The organism is Mesorhizobium helmanticense (assembly GCF_003034915.1).
GTDB lineage: Bacteria > Pseudomonadota > Alphaproteobacteria > Rhizobiales > Rhizobiaceae > Mesorhizobium > Mesorhizobium helmanticense.
Map to the genome: position 1 here is coordinate 144,679 of NZ_PZJX01000052.1, position 16,662 is coordinate 161,340.

At 62.5% G+C, this 16,662-nt stretch carries 16 protein-coding genes; 3 read left to right on the plus strand and 13 right to left on the minus strand.

The genetic code is table 11. From position 1 onward, the window contains the following. Window positions 1-24: 24 nt before the first annotated feature. Complete coding sequence (gene ppk2, locus C9427_RS28130; protein WP_107652295.1) at window positions 25-933, plus strand: polyphosphate kinase 2; 909 nt, start codon at window positions 25-27, stop codon at window positions 931-933. A gap of 70 nt (window positions 934-1,003) precedes the next feature. Here ppk2 and C9427_RS28135 read toward each other — a convergent pair whose 3' ends face one another. The 3 genes from C9427_RS28135 to C9427_RS28145 form a co-directional block, all read right to left on the minus strand. Then, window positions 1,004-1,765, minus strand: a complete 762-nt coding sequence (locus tag C9427_RS28135) for an enoyl-CoA hydratase-related protein (protein ID WP_107652296.1) — start codon at window positions 1,763-1,765, stop codon at window positions 1,004-1,006. Window position 1,766: 1 nt separating this feature from the next. Continuing rightward, window positions 1,767-2,405, minus strand: a complete 639-nt coding sequence (locus C9427_RS28140) for an acyl-homoserine-lactone synthase (protein WP_097572863.1) — start codon at window positions 2,403-2,405, stop codon at window positions 1,767-1,769. A gap of 97 nt (window positions 2,406-2,502) precedes the next feature. Then, the gene (locus tag C9427_RS28145) at window positions 2,503-3,234 is read right to left on the minus strand and encodes a helix-turn-helix transcriptional regulator (RefSeq protein ID WP_097572862.1); all 732 of its coding nucleotides are present in this window, start codon (window positions 3,232-3,234) and stop codon (window positions 2,503-2,505) included. A gap of 241 nt (window positions 3,235-3,475) precedes the next feature. Between C9427_RS28145 and C9427_RS28150 the strand changes: the two genes are divergently transcribed. After that, window positions 3,476-4,321, plus strand: a complete 846-nt coding sequence (locus C9427_RS28150) for an ABC transporter substrate-binding protein (RefSeq protein ID WP_107652297.1) — start codon at window positions 3,476-3,478, stop codon at window positions 4,319-4,321. Window positions 4,322-4,355: 34 nt separating this feature from the next. Here C9427_RS28150 and C9427_RS28155 read toward each other — a convergent pair whose 3' ends face one another. Next, window positions 4,356-4,769 (minus strand): tellurite resistance TerB family protein, encoded by a 414-nt coding sequence (locus tag C9427_RS28155; protein WP_167434512.1) that lies wholly within the window; start codon window positions 4,767-4,769, stop codon window positions 4,356-4,358. A 153-nt stretch (window positions 4,770-4,922) separates the two neighbouring features. On the opposite strand from C9427_RS28155, the gene C9427_RS28160 reads away from it, so the two are divergent. Beyond that, window positions 4,923-6,572: a lysine--tRNA ligase gene (locus C9427_RS28160; RefSeq protein WP_107652298.1), complete on the plus strand. Its 1,650-nt coding sequence runs from the start codon at window positions 4,923-4,925 to the stop codon at window positions 6,570-6,572. Here the strand turns inward: C9427_RS28160 and C9427_RS28165 are convergent. The 9 genes from C9427_RS28165 to C9427_RS28200 all read right to left on the minus strand — a co-directional run bounded on the left by C9427_RS28165 (window position 6,535) and on the right by C9427_RS28200 (window position 16,195). Next, window positions 6,535-7,395: a thermonuclease family protein gene (locus C9427_RS28165; protein ID WP_107652333.1), complete on the minus strand. Its 861-nt coding sequence runs from the start codon at window positions 7,393-7,395 to the stop codon at window positions 6,535-6,537. The two genes, C9427_RS28160 and C9427_RS28165, sit on opposite strands and share 38 nt — an antisense overlap. 10 nt (window positions 7,396-7,405) lie before the next feature. Further along, window positions 7,406-8,056, minus strand: coding sequence for a S24 family peptidase (locus tag C9427_RS28170; RefSeq protein WP_107652334.1), 651 nt, complete (start codon window positions 8,054-8,056; stop codon window positions 7,406-7,408). A gap of 142 nt (window positions 8,057-8,198) precedes the next feature. Next, window positions 8,199-8,387 carry a methyltransferase family protein gene (locus C9427_RS34970; RefSeq protein ID WP_245437193.1) on the minus strand — a complete coding sequence of 63 codons (189 nt, stop codon included), beginning with the start codon at window positions 8,385-8,387 and terminating at the stop codon, window positions 8,199-8,201. Continuing rightward, window positions 8,381-8,869: a hypothetical protein gene (locus C9427_RS34975; RefSeq protein ID WP_245437194.1), complete on the minus strand. Its 489-nt coding sequence runs from the start codon at window positions 8,867-8,869 to the stop codon at window positions 8,381-8,383. The genes C9427_RS34970 and C9427_RS34975 overlap by 7 nt, the downstream gene beginning before the upstream one ends. Before the next feature lie 73 nt (window positions 8,870-8,942). Next, window positions 8,943-11,162 carry a 3-hydroxyacyl-CoA dehydrogenase NAD-binding domain-containing protein gene (locus tag C9427_RS28180; RefSeq protein ID WP_107652299.1) on the minus strand — a complete coding sequence of 740 codons (2,220 nt, stop codon included), beginning with the start codon at window positions 11,160-11,162 and terminating at the stop codon, window positions 8,943-8,945. A 14-nt stretch (window positions 11,163-11,176) separates the two neighbouring features. Further along, window positions 11,177-12,385 carry an acetyl-CoA C-acetyltransferase gene (locus tag C9427_RS28185; protein ID WP_107652300.1) on the minus strand — a complete coding sequence of 403 codons (1,209 nt, stop codon included), beginning with the start codon at window positions 12,383-12,385 and terminating at the stop codon, window positions 11,177-11,179. A 30-nt stretch (window positions 12,386-12,415) separates the two neighbouring features. Beyond that, window positions 12,416-13,588, minus strand: a complete 1,173-nt coding sequence (locus C9427_RS28190; RefSeq protein WP_107652301.1) for an acyl-CoA dehydrogenase family protein — start codon at window positions 13,586-13,588, stop codon at window positions 12,416-12,418. 52 nt (window positions 13,589-13,640) lie between these two features. Next, the gene (locus C9427_RS28195) at window positions 13,641-15,437 is read right to left on the minus strand and encodes an acyl-CoA dehydrogenase (protein WP_107652302.1); all 1,797 of its coding nucleotides are present in this window, start codon (window positions 15,435-15,437) and stop codon (window positions 13,641-13,643) included. Between the two features lie 296 nt (window positions 15,438-15,733). Then, window positions 15,734-16,195 (minus strand): MerR family transcriptional regulator, encoded by a 462-nt coding sequence (locus C9427_RS28200; protein WP_097572854.1) that lies wholly within the window; start codon window positions 16,193-16,195, stop codon window positions 15,734-15,736. Between the last annotated feature and the right edge of the window lie 467 nt (window positions 16,196-16,662).

The window sequence follows — 16,662 nt, forward strand, 5'->3', positions numbered from 1 at the left end:
CGGAAGCTGGAAAGGTTCGTCTCGATGAAAAACACCAAGGAAAATCCCGCAGCACCTGCGTCAGGTCCGCTGAAGATCAGGATCGACGGCAAGGAGCGGGAGTTCGACATCGAGAACCCCGAGCTTCCCGACTGGGTAGAGGACAACAAGCTGACCTCGGGCGGCTATCCCTACGACAAGAAAATGAAGAGCGAGGATTATGACGAGCCGCTCGAGCGGTTGCAGATCGAACTGGTCAAGGCACAGGCCTGGTTGCAGTCGACGGGCAAGCGGGTGATGGCGCTGTTCGAGGGACGCGACGCCGCCGGCAAGGGCGGCACGATCTTCGTGTTGCACCAGTACATGAACCCGCGCACCGCGCGCAATGTGGCGCTTACCAAGCCGACCGAAACCGAACGCGGACAGTGGTATTTCCAGCGCTATGTCGATCATTTCCCGACGGCGGGAGAATTCGTCACCTTCGACCGTTCCTGGTACAACCGCGCCGGGGTCGAACCGGTGATGGGTTTCTGCACGCCGCAGCAGCATGAGAAGTTTCTCGACGAGACGCCGCATTTCGAACGGATGATCTGCAACGATAGCATCCATTTCTTCAAGATCTGGCTCAATATCGGCCGGGAAGCCCAGCTCGAGCGGTTCCACGATCGCCGCTGGAGCCCGCTCAAGAACTGGAAATTCTCGCCGATCGACGTCGCCGGCATCACGAAATGGGATGACTACACCAAGGCGCGCGACCTGATGGTGGAGCGCACGCACAAGGAGTTCGCGCCGTGGATCATCGTGCGGGCCAACGACAAGCGGCGCGCGCGACTGGCCGTCATCCGGCGCATCCTGCTGTCGCTGCCCTATGAGGGCCGCGACCTCGACGCCATCGGCAAGGAGGACAAGAAGATCATCGGCGAAGGGTCGTCATTCCTGGGAAAACAGGACTGACGCCTCCAGCGCCGCGCGGCCTCTGCCGCGCGGCGCTCGATTCATCGATCGCTCTCTTCGGCGTGACCGTTCAAGCCGCCAGCCTGGCGATCCGTTGCAGCCGCTTTAGCGTGACGTCGTCCTGCAAAGCCTGCTGGAAGAGCGAGATCTCCTGGTCGATGCGGTCACAGAGCACACCGGTGTCGCCCCTCAGCAGGTCGCGTGTCTGCAACAGTGCGGCGACCGGCTTCTTGGCGAGTTGCCTGGCCCTGCCAAGCACCGCTTCCTCGACACTGCCGCCCGCCACGATCTCCGTGACCAGGCCGAGCGCCTTGGCATCCTCCGCGCGGAGCGTGTCGCCCAGGCAGAAGAAGCGGAAAGCGCCGGCATAACCGAGCTTCCGTGGCGCCAGAATGCTGGTCGCCGCGTCCGGCACGAGGCCGAAATCGACGAACGGCACCCGGAACGTGCTTTCATCAGAGGCGATCACCATGTCGCAATGGAACAGGATGGTGCAGCCGACACCGACAGCGTCGCCATCGACACAGGCAAGGACCGGCTTCGGAAACGTCGCCAAAGTGCGGAACATGTCGGTGACGGCGGCGATCAACCGCTGATGCTTGGTGGCATCGAGGAATTCGGAAAAGTCGCCGCCGAGGCAGAAGCAGCCGGCCAGGCCTCGCAGCACCACGACCCGTATTTCATCGTCGACGGCAGCTTCGTGGAAGGTCCTCGCCAGGCTTTCATAGGCTCGCCTGTCCAGCACCGGCCGGCCATCGTCCGACGACACCGTGACAATCAGCGTATGATTGCGGAACTCCGTTTGCGCGGGGATGTTCATGACCGTCTCCATCTCACGATGCCCGCCTCATCCCGAGCATGTCGGGATATCCCCTGGCCAATACCGGCGCATGATGGTTGCGGCGCGAACGCACCACGTCCAGCGTATGGTCGTTGAAGGTAAGCAGCGTAGCGACGACCTGCTGGTTGCCGTAAGTACGCTGGTAGCCGAGCGGCGTGGCCAGGAAGTGCAGTTGCAACGCACGCAGGACCCACATCGGTTCGAATTCGATGATCACCTGGTTGACGTTGCGCTTCAGCCCCCACTCGACGAAGCCGGCAATCAGCTCGGTGCCGACCGTCGAGACGCCGCGCTTGCCGTCACGAAAGCCTGGCGCCACCGCATAGCGGGTCAGTTCCCAGACATTCGGCCCCGAGGGAGGCGTACCTTCATAGAGGTCTGCCAGCACGTCGGTCAGAAGATGCGCCCGCGTCGTCGGCAACATCCTCTGATAACCGGCCAGTTCGCCATTGCGGATGACAAGCTGATGTACCGCTTCGTCGTGGTCGAACTGGTCGATCTCAAGGCCGTCGGGGCGCTTCAGATCGGTCCAACCCATCTCCTCGACAAAGATCTTGTAGCGTAAGCGATGAACCGCCTCCCAAAGGTCGGGTCGTTCCATCAATTCCTGAGTGTTTAGGGAAAAAAGCATTCGCCGTCTCCTGGTTTTAAGAGGAAGATACGGCCGAGCTTTCCCGAGAAAATTACGCGATCGCGTAGGCAAGAATTTCTAGGCCGGCGCGGCCGACCTAGCTAATATAGCCGCGCCTTATCGCTTCCGCGACCGCCTGCACCCGGTTGACGGCACCGAGTTTGCTCTTGGCGTTAAGAAGGTGTTTCTCCGAGGTGTGTTCCGAGATGCCGAGGATTTGCGAAATCTCCCACTCGGACTTGCCGACAGCCGCCCATTGCATGCATTCGCGCTCGCGCGGCGTCAGTTCGATGTGATCGATGGTCTTGTTGGCCATCGTGTGGAGTTGCATGGCGCGGCCGACGGCATAGGTCGACACCAGCGACACCAGCCCGAACTCGGCCCCCGACAGTTCGACGGCCTCGCCACCCAGCGATACCATGACGATCTGGCCGTCCAATGTGATCAGCGGGAAGGCCAGTCCGTCGCGCAGCTTGAACTCGCCGGCATCGCCCATCACTTCGCCGCTGCTCTTGTCGATGCGAATGCCTTGCGCGGCTTCCCGCCACTGGAACGGCGCCTGAAGCTGCTTCATATGGCTGACGACGGGGTCATGGTCGACATAGTTGCGCGACACATAGCGCTCCAGCCATTCAACCGGCCACTCGCAAAGCAGCACATGCTCCTTTTGCTGGCCTTTTGGCGTGCCTGGCTGCGGAACCGTCCCGGCCATAAGCGCCGTCAGGCCGAATTCCGAGGTTATGCCAAGCAGCTTTTCGCAGACCGCCGCCGCCGTGTTGGCGTGCTGCAGATCATCGATGAATTCCAGTGTGCGATCGAAATGGCCCATCGCAACATCTACCCCATGTTGCCTTCCGCATTGAGACCGGCAGTCCGGCGCTTGCACCTTGCCATCGATCCCGGGTGCAAATTTGTTGCCTGCACTACCCACGGCCACCCCAGCCGAGGCAATGCAATCATTTGCAAGCTTACCAATCATATCCCTAAATCAGCTTGATGAAATCAAAAACTTGCGCCTTTGCTCCTTTGGTACAAAAAGCGAATTGGAACAGGATGGGGAGGAGCGCAGGATGGCAATTCGGTGGATAGCCATTGTCATGATGCTGGCTTTGTTGGGAGCGCAGTCGCTGACGGTACGCGCCGCGGAGCCACAAGTGCCGGTCTTGTGGGATGCCAAGGAGCGGCTGCCGAAGCCGGACCTGTCCAAATTGCCCCGGTTGCGTTTCCTGACCACCACCGATTTCCCACCCTTCAACTTCCTCGACGGTGCAGGCCGGTTGTCCGGTTTCCACGTCGATCTGGCGCGGGCCATCTGCGCGGAACTCGGCATCGTCGACAAATGTCAGATCCAGGCGCTGCCCTGGGCCGAGCTGGAAGGCGCGCTGAAGAAGGGCGAAGGCGAAGCGATCATCGCCGGCATCGCCGCCACCCCTCAGGCGCGGTCGAAATATGCCTTCTCGCGCTCCTATTTGCAGTTTCCGGCACGCTTCATCGTGCCGAAGACAAAAGCTCTGACGGAACCGATCTTCGACAAATTGCGCGGCAAGCGCGTCGGCGTGGTCGCCGGCTCCGCGCATGAGCGGATGCTGCGCGACTATTTCAACGCCGTTGAGGCCATCCCGTTCGGGCGGCCGGAAGACCTCTACGCCGAGCTCAAGGCCGGCAAGATCGACGCGGCCTTCGGCGACGGCATGCGCTTCGCCTTCTGGCTGGGCGGCTCCGATGCCGCGGGCTGCTGCCGCTTTGCCGGAGGCCCCTATCTGGCCCCGGAATATCTGGGCTCCGGCATGGCCATCGCCACCAGGGCCGACGATCCGATGCTGGCCGCGGCATTCGACTACGCGTTGCAGGAGATTTCGGTGAAGGGCATCTTCGCCGAATTCTATCTGCGCTATTTCCCGGTCAGCTTTTTCTGATCCGGCCCGGTCAGTTTCTTCTGACGATCCTGCTTTAGGTCAGCGTCCGAAGCCGGGCCTTCGCCGCGCGGCCGATGGCGGCTACAGTCAGAGTGTCGAGATCGAGCTCGCGGCGGATGAGCTGCAGCACCCGCACCTCCTCCAGCCGCATTTCGAGGTCGATGGCCGCCACTTCGAAGGCGGCGGCATAGGCCGTGTCGTGCAATCGTTCTGGCAAGACCTCGGCGACATTGGCCAAAACGCCTTCCAGGCCGTCCTTTTCATGCAGCATCTTCTGGCAGGCCTGAGCAACCTCGACCAGCCGATCATGGTTGAAATCCTCGAACACCGGCCATGAGCGGACGACGTCGCCGATCCGCGCCAGCTCGACATCGGTCATGTCGCGATCGGACGCCGAGGTGATGACCATCAGGTAGATCAGGGCTTCATGCGGCGTCGGCAACGGCATTTTCTTACTCCTTGAACGGCTTCCGAACTTAGGAACGCGGCATCTGTGCCGCAAGGAAAAAGCGCTCCACGCGTTGACGCCCAAGACAGGCACGCCTAGAGACCGGTTGAAAAATCTTGCGGCTTTGCCGGATGAACGACCTGGAACAGTGACATGGCGGGATCAAACATCATCGATCTCAACCCCGAGGTGCTTGCGGCAGCGGCCGAAAGCAAGGCATGGCCGTTCGAGGAAGCCAAAAAGATCGTAGAGCGCTACAAGGGCACCGACTTTCCCGAGACCATACTGTTCGAAACCGGCTATGGTCCGTCGGGCCTGCCGCATATCGGCACGTTCGGCGAGGTCGCGCGCACCTCGATGGTGCGCCACGCCTTCCGCGTCCTGACCGGGGACACGGTCAAGACCAAGCTGCTCTGCTTTTCCGACGATATGGACGGCATGCGCAAGATTCCCGACAACGTGCCGGATCGCGCCGCGCTCGAACCGCATCTGCACAAGCCGCTGTCGTCGGTGCCCAATCCGTTTGGCGGCGACTATGCGAGCTTCGCCGACCACAACAATGCGATGCTTTGCCGCTTCCTGGACACGTTCGGCTTCGACTACGAGTTCGCCAGCGCAACCGAATATTACAAGGCTGGCCGTTTCGACGCAGTCCTGCTGCGCGCCGCCGAACGCTATGACCAGATCATGGCGGTGATGCTGCCGACGCTTGGGCCGGAGCGGCAGGCCACCTACAGCCCGTTCCTGCCGATTTCACCGAAGAGCGGCCGGGTGCTCTATGTCCCGATGAAGCATGTCGACGCCAAGGCCGGCACCGTCACCTTCGACGACGACGGCACCGAAACCACGCTTTCGATCAAGGGCGGCAAGGTGAAGCTGCAGTGGAAGCCGGATTTCGGCATGCGCTGGGCAGCGCTTGGCGTCGATTTCGAAATGTTTGGCAAGGACCACCAGACCAACGCAGTGATTTACGACCGGATCTGCAATATTCTGGGTGGGCGGGCGCCGGAGCATTTCGTCTATGAGCTGTTTCTCGACGAGAATGGTCAGAAGATCTCGAAGTCGAAGGGCAACGGACTGACCATCGATGAGTGGCTGACCTATGCGCCAACCGAAAGCCTCGGCCTCTATATGTACCAACGACCACGCCAGGCCAAGAAGCTCTACTTCGACGTCATCCCAAGGGCAGTGGACGAATATTACACCTTCCTCGCCGCCTACCCCAGGCAGGATTGGAAAGAGCGGCTCGGCAATCCGGTCTGGCATATGCATGACGGCAACCCGCCTGCTATCGACCTGCCGGTGCCTTTCTCGCTGCTGCTCAATCTCGTCAGTGCCTCCAACGCCCAGAACAAGGATGTGCTGTGGGGCTTCATCTCGCGCCATGTACCTGGCGTAACGCCCAGGACGCATCCCGAGCTCGACAGGCTGACGGGCTATGCAATCCGCTATTTCGACGATTTCGTGAAGCCGACGAAAACCTTTCGCGCGGCCGACAATGTCGAGAGCGAGGCACTGGCGGAGCTGTCGCAAGCGCTTGCCTCGCTTCCCGCCGGAGCTACGGGCGAAGCGATCCAGAACGCCGCGCTCAACGTCGCGCGCAGGATCGAGCGGTATCAGGACCATTCGAAGCAGAGCCCCGAAGGCGGGCCTGGCGTCTCCGTCGCGTTCTTCCAGATGATCTACCAGGTGCTGATCGGACAGGAGCGTGGTCCGCGCTTCGGTTCCTTTGTCGCGCTCTATGGCATCGAGGAGACGCGCGCGCTCATTCGGAAGGCTCTGGCTGGTCAACTGGCGGCGTAGCAGTCGTTTCGGTCGACGGCGTAGCCGTCGTCGCCGACGGGTCGAGTATCGGCTGCGTGGCTGCCGGTGCTGTCACGACAGCCGGCGCCGGCGGCAGGCCGGAGAGCTTTGGCGCCGGTCCGAAAATGCCTTTCTTGGCCTCACGCGCCTTCTCGCCGGCCTCGACGTAAGGGCTGCCCTTGGCGGCGCGGGCCCAGCCGTTCTCGATCAGCCATTGGCCGATATCCTGCTTGCCGACGCGGCATTCGGCGGCGATCAGGTCGCGACCACCCTCGGGCGGCACCGTGCAGACCACCGCCCGGCCACGCAGAAAGGCGCGGAACGCGGTGCGCGCCCGAACACCGCAGGCCCACGACTTGCCGCCATCGGTGCAGGTTTCGTCCTGCTGGACGATGTCGATGCCAGAAACCGCGACCGAATAGCCCTTGGCCTCGATCACGCCGGCGGCCGTCGCGACCGGCTGGAACAGTTTCGTCCCGTTCCAGTCGTCGGGCATTTTCGTCTTGGGCGGCTTGGGCGGGCCGGCCAGCGCCAATTCGCTCAACGGGGCGCGCGGCTCGACCCGCTGGAGTTCCTCGGTTTGAAGCTGCGGCTGCGCGACGATCTCGGGATCGATGGTCCTGGAGTGCGCTTCCGGCTTTGCCGCCTGGTGTTTCGGAATTGCGGTGGCGGCAGGCATGTCGGATCGGGCTTCGAGGCCGGCCTGCACCTGATCACCGGAGCTGGCGTTCTCGTCACGACGAATGACGCGGCCGCCGGCGACAATCGCCGTCCCCATCGCCAGGACAATCAACACAGCAACGGCAGCTTGAAGCGGGCGCATCGGCGGCACCCTACTGGCTTGCCCAGACGATCCGCGCCACCCATTCGACGTCCTGCATGGGGATATCGCGGTCCGGATGGTCGGGATTGAGCGAGACCAGCACGATCGACTTCACCGTCTGGCGGTCGAGCACCTTGGCCATGACCTCGCCGGCGTTGGTCTTGACGACGACGCGGTCTCCCCGGCGGGTGGCGGCGCTAGGCTCGACGATCAGCACGTCGCCGTTGCGGTAAAGCGGCAGCATGGAATCGCCCTGGACCTGCAGCGCATAGGAGGTTTCCGTCGCCCGCGCCGGAAGCTCGATCAGGTCCCAGCCCTGCCCCGCCGGAAAGCCGGCATCGTCGAAGAAGCCGCCGGCGCCAGCCTGGGCGAAGCCGAGCAGCGGCACCGAAGACTTCTGCGCCGGCAGGAATCCGGGGCCGGGCTTGCCCCGGCCTTCGACCAGCCCGATGAATTCGTCGAGCGAGGCGCCGGTCGCCTCGATGATCTTGGCCAGCGATTCGGTCGAGGGCCAACGCGGGCGTCCATCCGAGGACAGCCGCTTCGACTTGTTGAAAGCGGTCGAATCAAGGCCCGCGCGCTTCGCCAGTCCCGAGGCCGAGAGCGAATAACGCTCGGCCAGAGCGTCGATGGCGGCCCATACCCGATCATGCGAGAGCACTTTGCTCTGCCTCTTTATTTGAGCACCGGACGTTTCCGAAAGCCGCTGCACGCTTTTCGGTCCGGCGCTCTGCAACAGGAAAAAATACCTTCTCTGTTCTAGTCTTCGATCGCCGGTTTGTCCACTGACGGGCATGTGTCCATCACCACAGGCCGGGGACGAGCCGGTAGCGCACCCTTCGCGCATACTCCGTATAGCCGTCGAGTTCCGATCCCAGCATTTTTTCTTCGTCCAGGATGCGCAGCACCAGGATCGGCACGTTGAGCAGCATGAAGAGCAGCCCCCACCAAGACCCCAGTGCCAGTGGCACGCCGATGACAAGGATCAGCACGCCGACATACATGGGATGCCGCACCAGTGCGTAGGGGCCGGTGGAGATGACGGTCTGGCCTCGTGGCACTCGGCCTGATGATCGATCTCCTGGTCTTCCGCGAGAACAGCTACGGCGCTTCCACGATCGAGAAGATGGAAATTGCCGAACACCGAGATCCAGGCCGGGACATGCGACCAGCCGAAGCGGTAATCGAGCACCGAGACTATCACCAGCGCGATCGCGCCGGCGAAGGCGAGCGTGATGATGACCTTCTGCGCCGGCCGGGTTTCCGCGCCGGGGCCGGCCTTGATGCGCCGTTCCAGCAGCGCCGGGTTCCTGAGCGCGAGGTAGATGCCGATGATGTTGGTCGAAAGCGTGAAGACAACAAGAAAGGCCCAGCCCTGCCAATAGGCCAGCGTTCCCGCCGGCACGAAGATGACGGCAGCGAGCACGAGCAGACCGACAATGGCCGACTTCAGGGTTCGGATGGCGAGGTCCATCGCTTTCTCCCGGGTTGACGGCGCTGGCCGTCAACCCGCTCTTGGCATCGCCTCCCCCGAAGGTCAGGCGGCGTCAGGCCGCCTTCTTCACCTCGCCCTTCGCGTAGGGGTCGAAGCGCTGGTAGAAGGTCTCGTCCTTGTCGACCATGTCGAGCAGCAGCTTCGGCGCTTTGAACTCGGCGCCGTATTTCTTCTGCAAGCCCTTGGCGATCTTGACAAACTTCCTGGCGCCGATGCCATCGATATAGGACAGTACGCCGCCGGTGAAAGGCGCGAAGCCGAAGGCGAGGATCGAGCCGACATCGGCCTCGCGCGGATCGGTGACGATACCCTCTTCCATCACCCGCGCCGCTTCCAGCGCGATGGTGACCAGCAGCCGCTGCTTCAGCTCCTCATAGTCGACCTTTTCCGGCGCAAGCTGCGGATAGAGATCCTTGAGGCCCGGCCACAGCTTCTTCTTGGCCGGCTTTTGCGGATAGTCGTAAAAGCCCTTGCCGTTCTTGCGGCCGAAGCGGCCATGCGTGTCGACCAGCGTGTTGATCAGCGCTATCTGCTTGGGATCTACCGCCTTGTCGCCGAGATCCCTGATAGTCTGCTTCATGATCTTCTGAGCAAGGTCGATCGCCGTTTCGTCGGTCAACGCCAAGGGACCGACCGGCATGCCGGCGGCCTTCGCCGCATTCTCGATCATCGGCGCCGGGACGCCCTCGATCAGCATCTTGTAGGCTTCCGACATGTAACGCAGCACGCAGCGGTTGACGTAGAAGCCGCGCGTGTCGTTGACGACGATCGGCGTCTTCTTGATGGCGCGGACGAAGTCGATCGCCGTGGCCAGCGCCTTGTCGCCGGTCTTCTTGCCGAGGATGATCTCGACCAGCATCATCTTGTCGACAGGCGAGAAGAAATGGATGCCGATGAAATTCTTCGCCCGCGCCGAATTCTTGGCCAGCGCGGTGATCGGGATGGTGGAGGTATTCGAGGCGAAGATCGCCGACGGTTTCAGCGCGGCTTCCGCCTGTTCGGTGGCTGCCTTCTTGACGGCCGAATCCTCGAACACCGCCTCGACGACAAGGTCGCAGCCGGCAAGATCGGCGTAGTCGGCCGTCGGCGTGATCAGCGACAGGAGCTTGTCCTTTTCCTCCGGCTTGGCGCGGCCCTTCTTCACCTGATCCGAGACCAGGCTGTCCGAATGCGCCTTGCCCTTGGCGGCGGACTCCATGTCGCGGTCGAGCAGCACCACCGGGATGCCGGCCTTGGCCGTGACGTAGGCGATGCCGGCGCCCATGAAGCCGGCGCCGAGAATGCCGATCTTCTTGAACTTCGTTTCCGGCACCCCGGCCGGGCGGCGCGCGCCCTTGTTGAGTTCCTGCAGCGACACAAACAGCGAGCGGATCATCGCCGCCGCTTCCCTGGTCTGCATGATCTCGGTGAAATAGCGTTGCTCGATGCGCAAGCCGGTGTCGAACGGCACCAGCAAGCCCTCATAGACACATTTCAGGATCGCGGCGGCGGCAGGATAGTTGCCATAGGTCTCGCGGCGCAGGATGGCGATGGCCGGTGGCCACAGATTGGCGCCGGCCACCGAATAGATCGGGCCGCCGGGAAGCTTGAAGCCTTTCTCGTCCCATGGCTGGACGGCTTTCAGGCCATTCCTGATCATCGCCTTGGCCGTCTCGACCAGCTTCCTGGGCTCGGCGATCTCATGGATCAGGCCCATCGACTTGGCCTTCTGCGGCGACAGCGTCTGACCGGAAGTCAGCATCTGCAGCGCCTGCTGCTGGTCGGTCAGCCGCGGCACGCGCTGGGTACCGCCGGCGCCTGGGAAGATGCCGATCTTCACTTCAGGAAGCGCCATCCTGACCTTGTCGGAATCGGCCGCGACGCGGCCGTGGCAAGCGAGCGACAATTCGAACGCACCGCCCATGCAGGTGCCGTTGATCGCCGACACAAAAGGCTTTCCGCAAGTCTCCAGCTTGCGGAACAGTCCGGTCATCTTGCCGGCATTGTCGAACAGCGCCTTGGTCGCTTGCCCGGCGTCCTTGGCCTTGTCGGCGGCAAAGGTGGTCAGCATCTTCTGCAGCAAGGTGATGTCGGCGCCGCCCGAGAAGGTGTCCTTGCCGGAGGTGATCACCGCGCCCTTGACGGCGGCGTCGCCCGCCACCTTGTCGACAATGGCATTGAGTTCGAGCATCGCTTCTTCGGTGAAGACATTCATCGAGCGACCAGGCATGTCCCAGGTGATCAGCGCGATGCCGTCAGCGTCGATGTCGAGGGTGAAATTGGTGTAGCTCATCGTCTTTCTCCCGGTCAGACGCGTTCGATGATCGTGGCGGTGCCCATGCCGGCGCCGATGCAGAGCGTCACCAGCGCGGTGTTCAAGTCGCGGCGCTCCAGCTCGTCCAGCACGGTGCCGAAGATCATCGCGCCGGTGGCGCCGAGCGGATGGCCCATGGCAATCGCCCCGCCATTGACGTTGATCCTGTCGTGCGGAATGTCGAAGGCCTGCATGTAGCGCAGCACCACCGAAGCGAAAGCCTCGTTGAGCTCGAACAGGTCGATGTCGGACAGCTTCATCCTGGCGCGCTTCAGCAGCTTCTCGGTGACGTCGACCGGGCCGGTCAGCATCAGCACCGGTTCCGAGCCGATATTGGCGAAGGCGCGGATGCGTGCGCGTGGCTTCAGGCCGAGCGTCTTGCCAGCCTTCTTCGAGCCGAGCAGAACGGCGGCCGCGCCGTCGACGATGCCTGACGAATTGCCGGCATGGTGGACGTGGTTGACCTCTTCGACCTCTGGATGCTTCTGCACCGCGACGGCGTCGAAGCCACCCATTTCGCCCGGCATGACGAAGGACGGATTGAGCGCCGCCAGCGACTGCATGTCGGTCGAGGGCCGCATGTGCTCGTCATGGTCGAGGATGGTCAGGCCGTTCTGGTCCTTGATCGAGATCACCGAATTCTTGAAGCGGCCCTCTCCCCAGGCCTTGGCGGCGCGCTTCTGGCTCTCGACGGCATAGGCGTCGACGTCGTCGCGCGAAAAACCGTATTTGGTGGCGATCAGGTCGGCCGAGATGCCTTGCGGCACAAACCAGCCGGGCAGGCCGACCGAAGGGTCCATGAACCAGGCGCCGCCGGATGCACCCATGCCGACGCGCGACATCGATTCGACGCCACCGGCAATGACGATCTCGTCGGCGCCTTGCGCGATTTTGGCGGCGCCGAAATTGATGGCGTCGAGGCCCGACGCACAGAAGCGTGAGATCTGCATGCCGGGCGCCGAGGTCGCGTAACCGGCTTCAAAGGCAGCCGCGCGCGGAATGACGGAACCCGCCTCGCCGACTGGGTCGACGCAGCCGAAGATGATGTCGTCGACGGCGCCGGTGTCGAGCTCGTTGCGGTCGCGGATCGCCTCGAGCACCTTGGCGCCGAGCCTTACCGCCGGCACTTCATGCAGCGAGCCATCCTTCTTGCCTCTGCCGCGCGGCGTGCGCACGGCATCATAGACATAAGCTTCGGCCATTTTTCTGCTCCTTGGGTTTGCTGAGCTCGCTCAGAGAGAGCGCCCGATCAGCAATTTCATGATCTCGTTGGTGCCGCCGTAGATGCGCTGGACGCGGGCGTCGCGGAACATGCGGGCGATCGGATATTCATTCATGTAGCCATAGCCGCCGTGCAATTGAAGGCATTCGTCGACGACTTTTCCCTGCAGGTCGCTGAGCCAGTATTTGGCCATCGAGGCCGTGACCGGGTCGAGGCCGCCATTGATGTGGCGGGCGACGCAATCATTGTAGAAGACGCGGCCGATGGTCGCTTCGGTCTTCAATTCGGCGAGCTTGAACTGGGTGTTCTGGAAATCGATGATCGCCTTGCCGAAGGCTTTGCGCTCCTTGACGTATTCGATGGTCAGCGCCAATGCGCGCTCGATCATGGCGATGGCCCCGGTGCCGATCTGCAGCCGCTCCTGCGGCAATTGCTGCATGAGCTGGATAAAGCCCTGGCCTTCCTCATGGCCAAGCAGGTTGGAGGTCGGCACACGCACGTCGTTGAAGAACAGTTCCGAAGTGTCGTTGGCTTTCAAGCCGATCTTGTCGAGGTTGCGGCCGCGCTCGAAGCCGTCCAACTCGTCGGTCTCGACGACGATCAGCGAGGTGCCCTTGGCGCCCTTGTCCGGATCGGTCTTGGTGACGACAATGATAAAATTGGCGAGTTGGCCGTTGGTGATGAAGGTCTTGGAGCCGTTGAGCTTGTACTGGTTGCCGTCCTTCTCGGCGCGCGTCTTGACGCCCTGCAGGTCTGAACCCGCGCCGGGCTCGGTCATGGCAATGGCGCCGATCAACTCGCCAGTGGCGAGTTTCGGCAGCCACTTCTTCTTCTGCTCCTCCGAGCCGTAGTGGAGGATGTAGGGGGCGACGATAGAATTGTGCAGGCTGATGCCGAAACCGTCGACGCCGACATGGCCGATCGCCTCGATGATGGCGCTCTCATGCGCGAAGGTGCCGCCCGAGCCGCCATATTGCTCCGGCATCGAAGCGCAGAGCAGGCCGGCGGCGCCCGCCTTCAGCCAGCTTTCGCGGTCGACCATCTCGTTCTTCTCGAACTCGTCGTAGCGCGGCGCGATCTCTTCCGACATGAAGCGGGACGCCATGTCGTAGAGCATACCGACCTCGTCCGCCGCCCAGGCGGGCTTCGGCAGGCCAAGAACTTCGGCTGGATTTGTGGCCACGATTTCCTCCGCGTTCCGACAATTATGGGCCGGCTGTGCCGGCCCACCAAACCTAGAACGCTTCCGCCGGCAGCGCCATTAGCGTATCCGCGCCACTGGAGATGCGGGCGAGGTGCGCCGATGTCTCGGGCATGATCCGCTCCATGAAGAAGCGCGCCGTCACCAGCTTGTTGTCGTAGAAGGACGAAGCACCGTTGGCGCCGTTCGCCAGCTTCGCGCCGGCGGCCTTGGCCATCTGCGCCCACATGTAGCCCAGCGCCACCAGGCCGAAGAGATGCATATAGTCGGTCGAGGCCGCACCGGCATTGTCGGGCTTGGCCATGCCGTTCTGCACCAGCCACATGGTCGCTGCCTGCAGATCGTTGAGGCCCTTCTTCAGCGCCTTTGTGAAGGGCGCCATCTTCTCATCGGAGCGGTTCTCCTCGCAGAACTCGCCGACCTCCTTGAAGAAGGCCTGCACGGCCCGGCCGCCGTTCAGGCCGAGCTTGCGGCCGACGAGATCGAGCGCCTGGATGCCGTTGGCGCCTTCATAGATCATGGCGATGCGCGCATCGCGCACGAACTGGCTCATGCCGTGCTCTTCGATATAGCCATGGCCGCCGAACACCTGCTGCGCCATGACAGCGTGGTCGAAGCCCTTGTCGGTGAGCACGCCCTTGACCACCGGCGTCATCAGCCCGGTGTAGTCGTCGGCGGCCTGGCGGTCCTTGTCGTCAGCGGAGCGGTGAGCGATATCGGATTTGATCGCCGTCCACAGCGCCAGCGCGCGACCGGCCTCGTTATATGCCTTCATGGTCATCAGGCCGCGGCGGATGTCGGGATGGACGATGATCGGGTCGGCCTTCTTGTCCGGCGCCTTGGCCCCGGACAGCGAGCGGCCCTGCAGGCGATCCTTGGCGTAGGAGACGGCGTTCTGATAGGCGACCTCCGACAGAGAAAGCCCCTGCAGGCCGACGCCGAGGCGGGCCTCGTTCATCATCGTGAACATCGCCTTCAGCCCGCCATTCGCCTCGCCGAGCAACGTGGCCTCGGCCTCGTCATAGTTCATGACGCAGGTCGAGTTGCCATGGATGCCCATCTTCTCCTCGATCGAGCCGCAGGAGACGGTGTTCCTCTCGCCGGGATTGCCTGATGCATCGAGCTTGAGCTTCGGCACGATGAACAGCGAAATGCCCTTCACGCCTTCCGGCGCGCCCTCGATGCGGGCCAGCACCAGATGGACGATATTGTCCGACATGTCGTGCTCGCCGGCCGAGATGAATATCTTCTGGCCCGAGATCTTGTAGGTGCCGTCGCCGTTGGGAACGGCCTTGGTGCGCAGCAGGCCAAGATCGGTGCCGCAATGCGGTTCCGTCAGGTTCATGGTGCCGGTCCAGGCGCCCTCGACCAGCTTCGGCAGCCAGGTCGCCTTCTGCGCGTCGGTGCCATGGGTGATGATGGCCGCGATCGCGCCCTGCGTCAGGCCGGGATACATCATCAGCGACATGTTGGCCGACACCATATATTCGGCGACCGCGGTATGAACCGCGTAGGGCAGGCCCTGCCCACCGAACTCCACAGGCGCGGCCAGCCCCATCCAGCCGCCCTCGCGATACTGGTCGAAGGCCTCCTTGAAGCCTTTCGGGGTCGTCACCGAGCCATCGTCATGGCGCACGCAGCCTTCCATATCGCCGACGCGGTTCAGCGGCTGCATGACGTTTTCGGCGAGCTTGGCGCCTTCGGCGAGGATCGCCTCGACCACATCCGGCGTCGCATCGGAGAAGCCCGGAAGATTGGAATAGCGCTGGTAGCCCAGCACCTCGTTCAGCACGAACAGCGTATCCTGGACCGGCGCCCTGTAGATCGGCATGCTTTTCCCTCCACCATGCGGACTTGGTCCCGGAATCAAGCCCTGCACGGCGGGCGGACCAATGTTGAGGTCGGGATAGCAAAAATTGACGTTTGCGTAAACGTCAATTTTTTGATGCGACAAAATTTCCCGATGCCTCTCACGTAGCGTAGCGGCGTGACACCTCGTAAGCCAGCACGGAACGTGGAATGTCTTCGTGTGAGATGCCCTCGAAGCAACGCGAAAAGCCGCGCGGCGAAGGCCACGCGGCTCTTGTTCGTTGGTTGGAAGGCCGTTCGCCGAAGCGGCGAATGGATTTAGCTGGCGACGCTGGCCTGCGGCGCCGAACGCTCGATCAGCATCTGGCGCACCGCCGCCATCGAATTGCTCAACTCGCCGATGGCGTCCTCAATCAGCGCCCGCTGCTTCTGCAGGCGGGCAAGCTGCTTCTCCGACTTGTCGAGCGCCAGCCGCAACTGCTTGGTGTTGGAGCCGGTCGGATCGTAGAGATCCATCATCTGCTTGACGTCGCGCAGCGAGAAACCGACCTTGCGACCGAGCAGGATCAGTTTCAGCCTCGCCTTGTCGCGGCGCGTATAGAGGCGGGTCGAGCCGTCGCGCTGCGGATTGAGAAGGCCTTTGTCCTCGTAGAAACGCAACGTGCGCAGCGTTACTCCGTAGTTCTTGGCCATCTCGCCGATGCGGGCAAGGTCCTCGCCGGCTTCGACAGACATATTATTGGTATTGGCCGCGGCTTCGCCGGGCGAAACAAGTTTCATGGTCACTGGCTTTCCCCGTCTGGTGGCATCGCGGTCCGGGACCTTGCGTCGCCTGAGTGGAAGCGGGGGCGTGCTTCCAGTCGTGGTTTCAACAAACAAATCGCAAAAGACGCGGTCTGTGCACCTTTTACGTTTACGTCAATTCTATACCGATAGCCGCCTCACGACGCAAGGGCATTGTGTGGGCGGAACGTTATGCCGCATCCCCTGGCGCACGGACACCTGGCGCGGCGGCAATCTCAACAACGTTGCAACTTCTTAAGTTTGGTTAACGCGTTGTTTACCACGTTGGGCGAAATGTGCGCATGTCGGTACCCCGTGTTTATCCTGTAGCGAATTTTTCACGGTTTTTCGAAGCGCGGGTGAGATCCCGGGAAGTTCGCCTTCCACCGCAGCAAAACCGCTCGGTCGCCTCGTTCCCGGCAGGACTTTGGGAAACTGGCCATAAGCCAGCAATTCTGAAACGG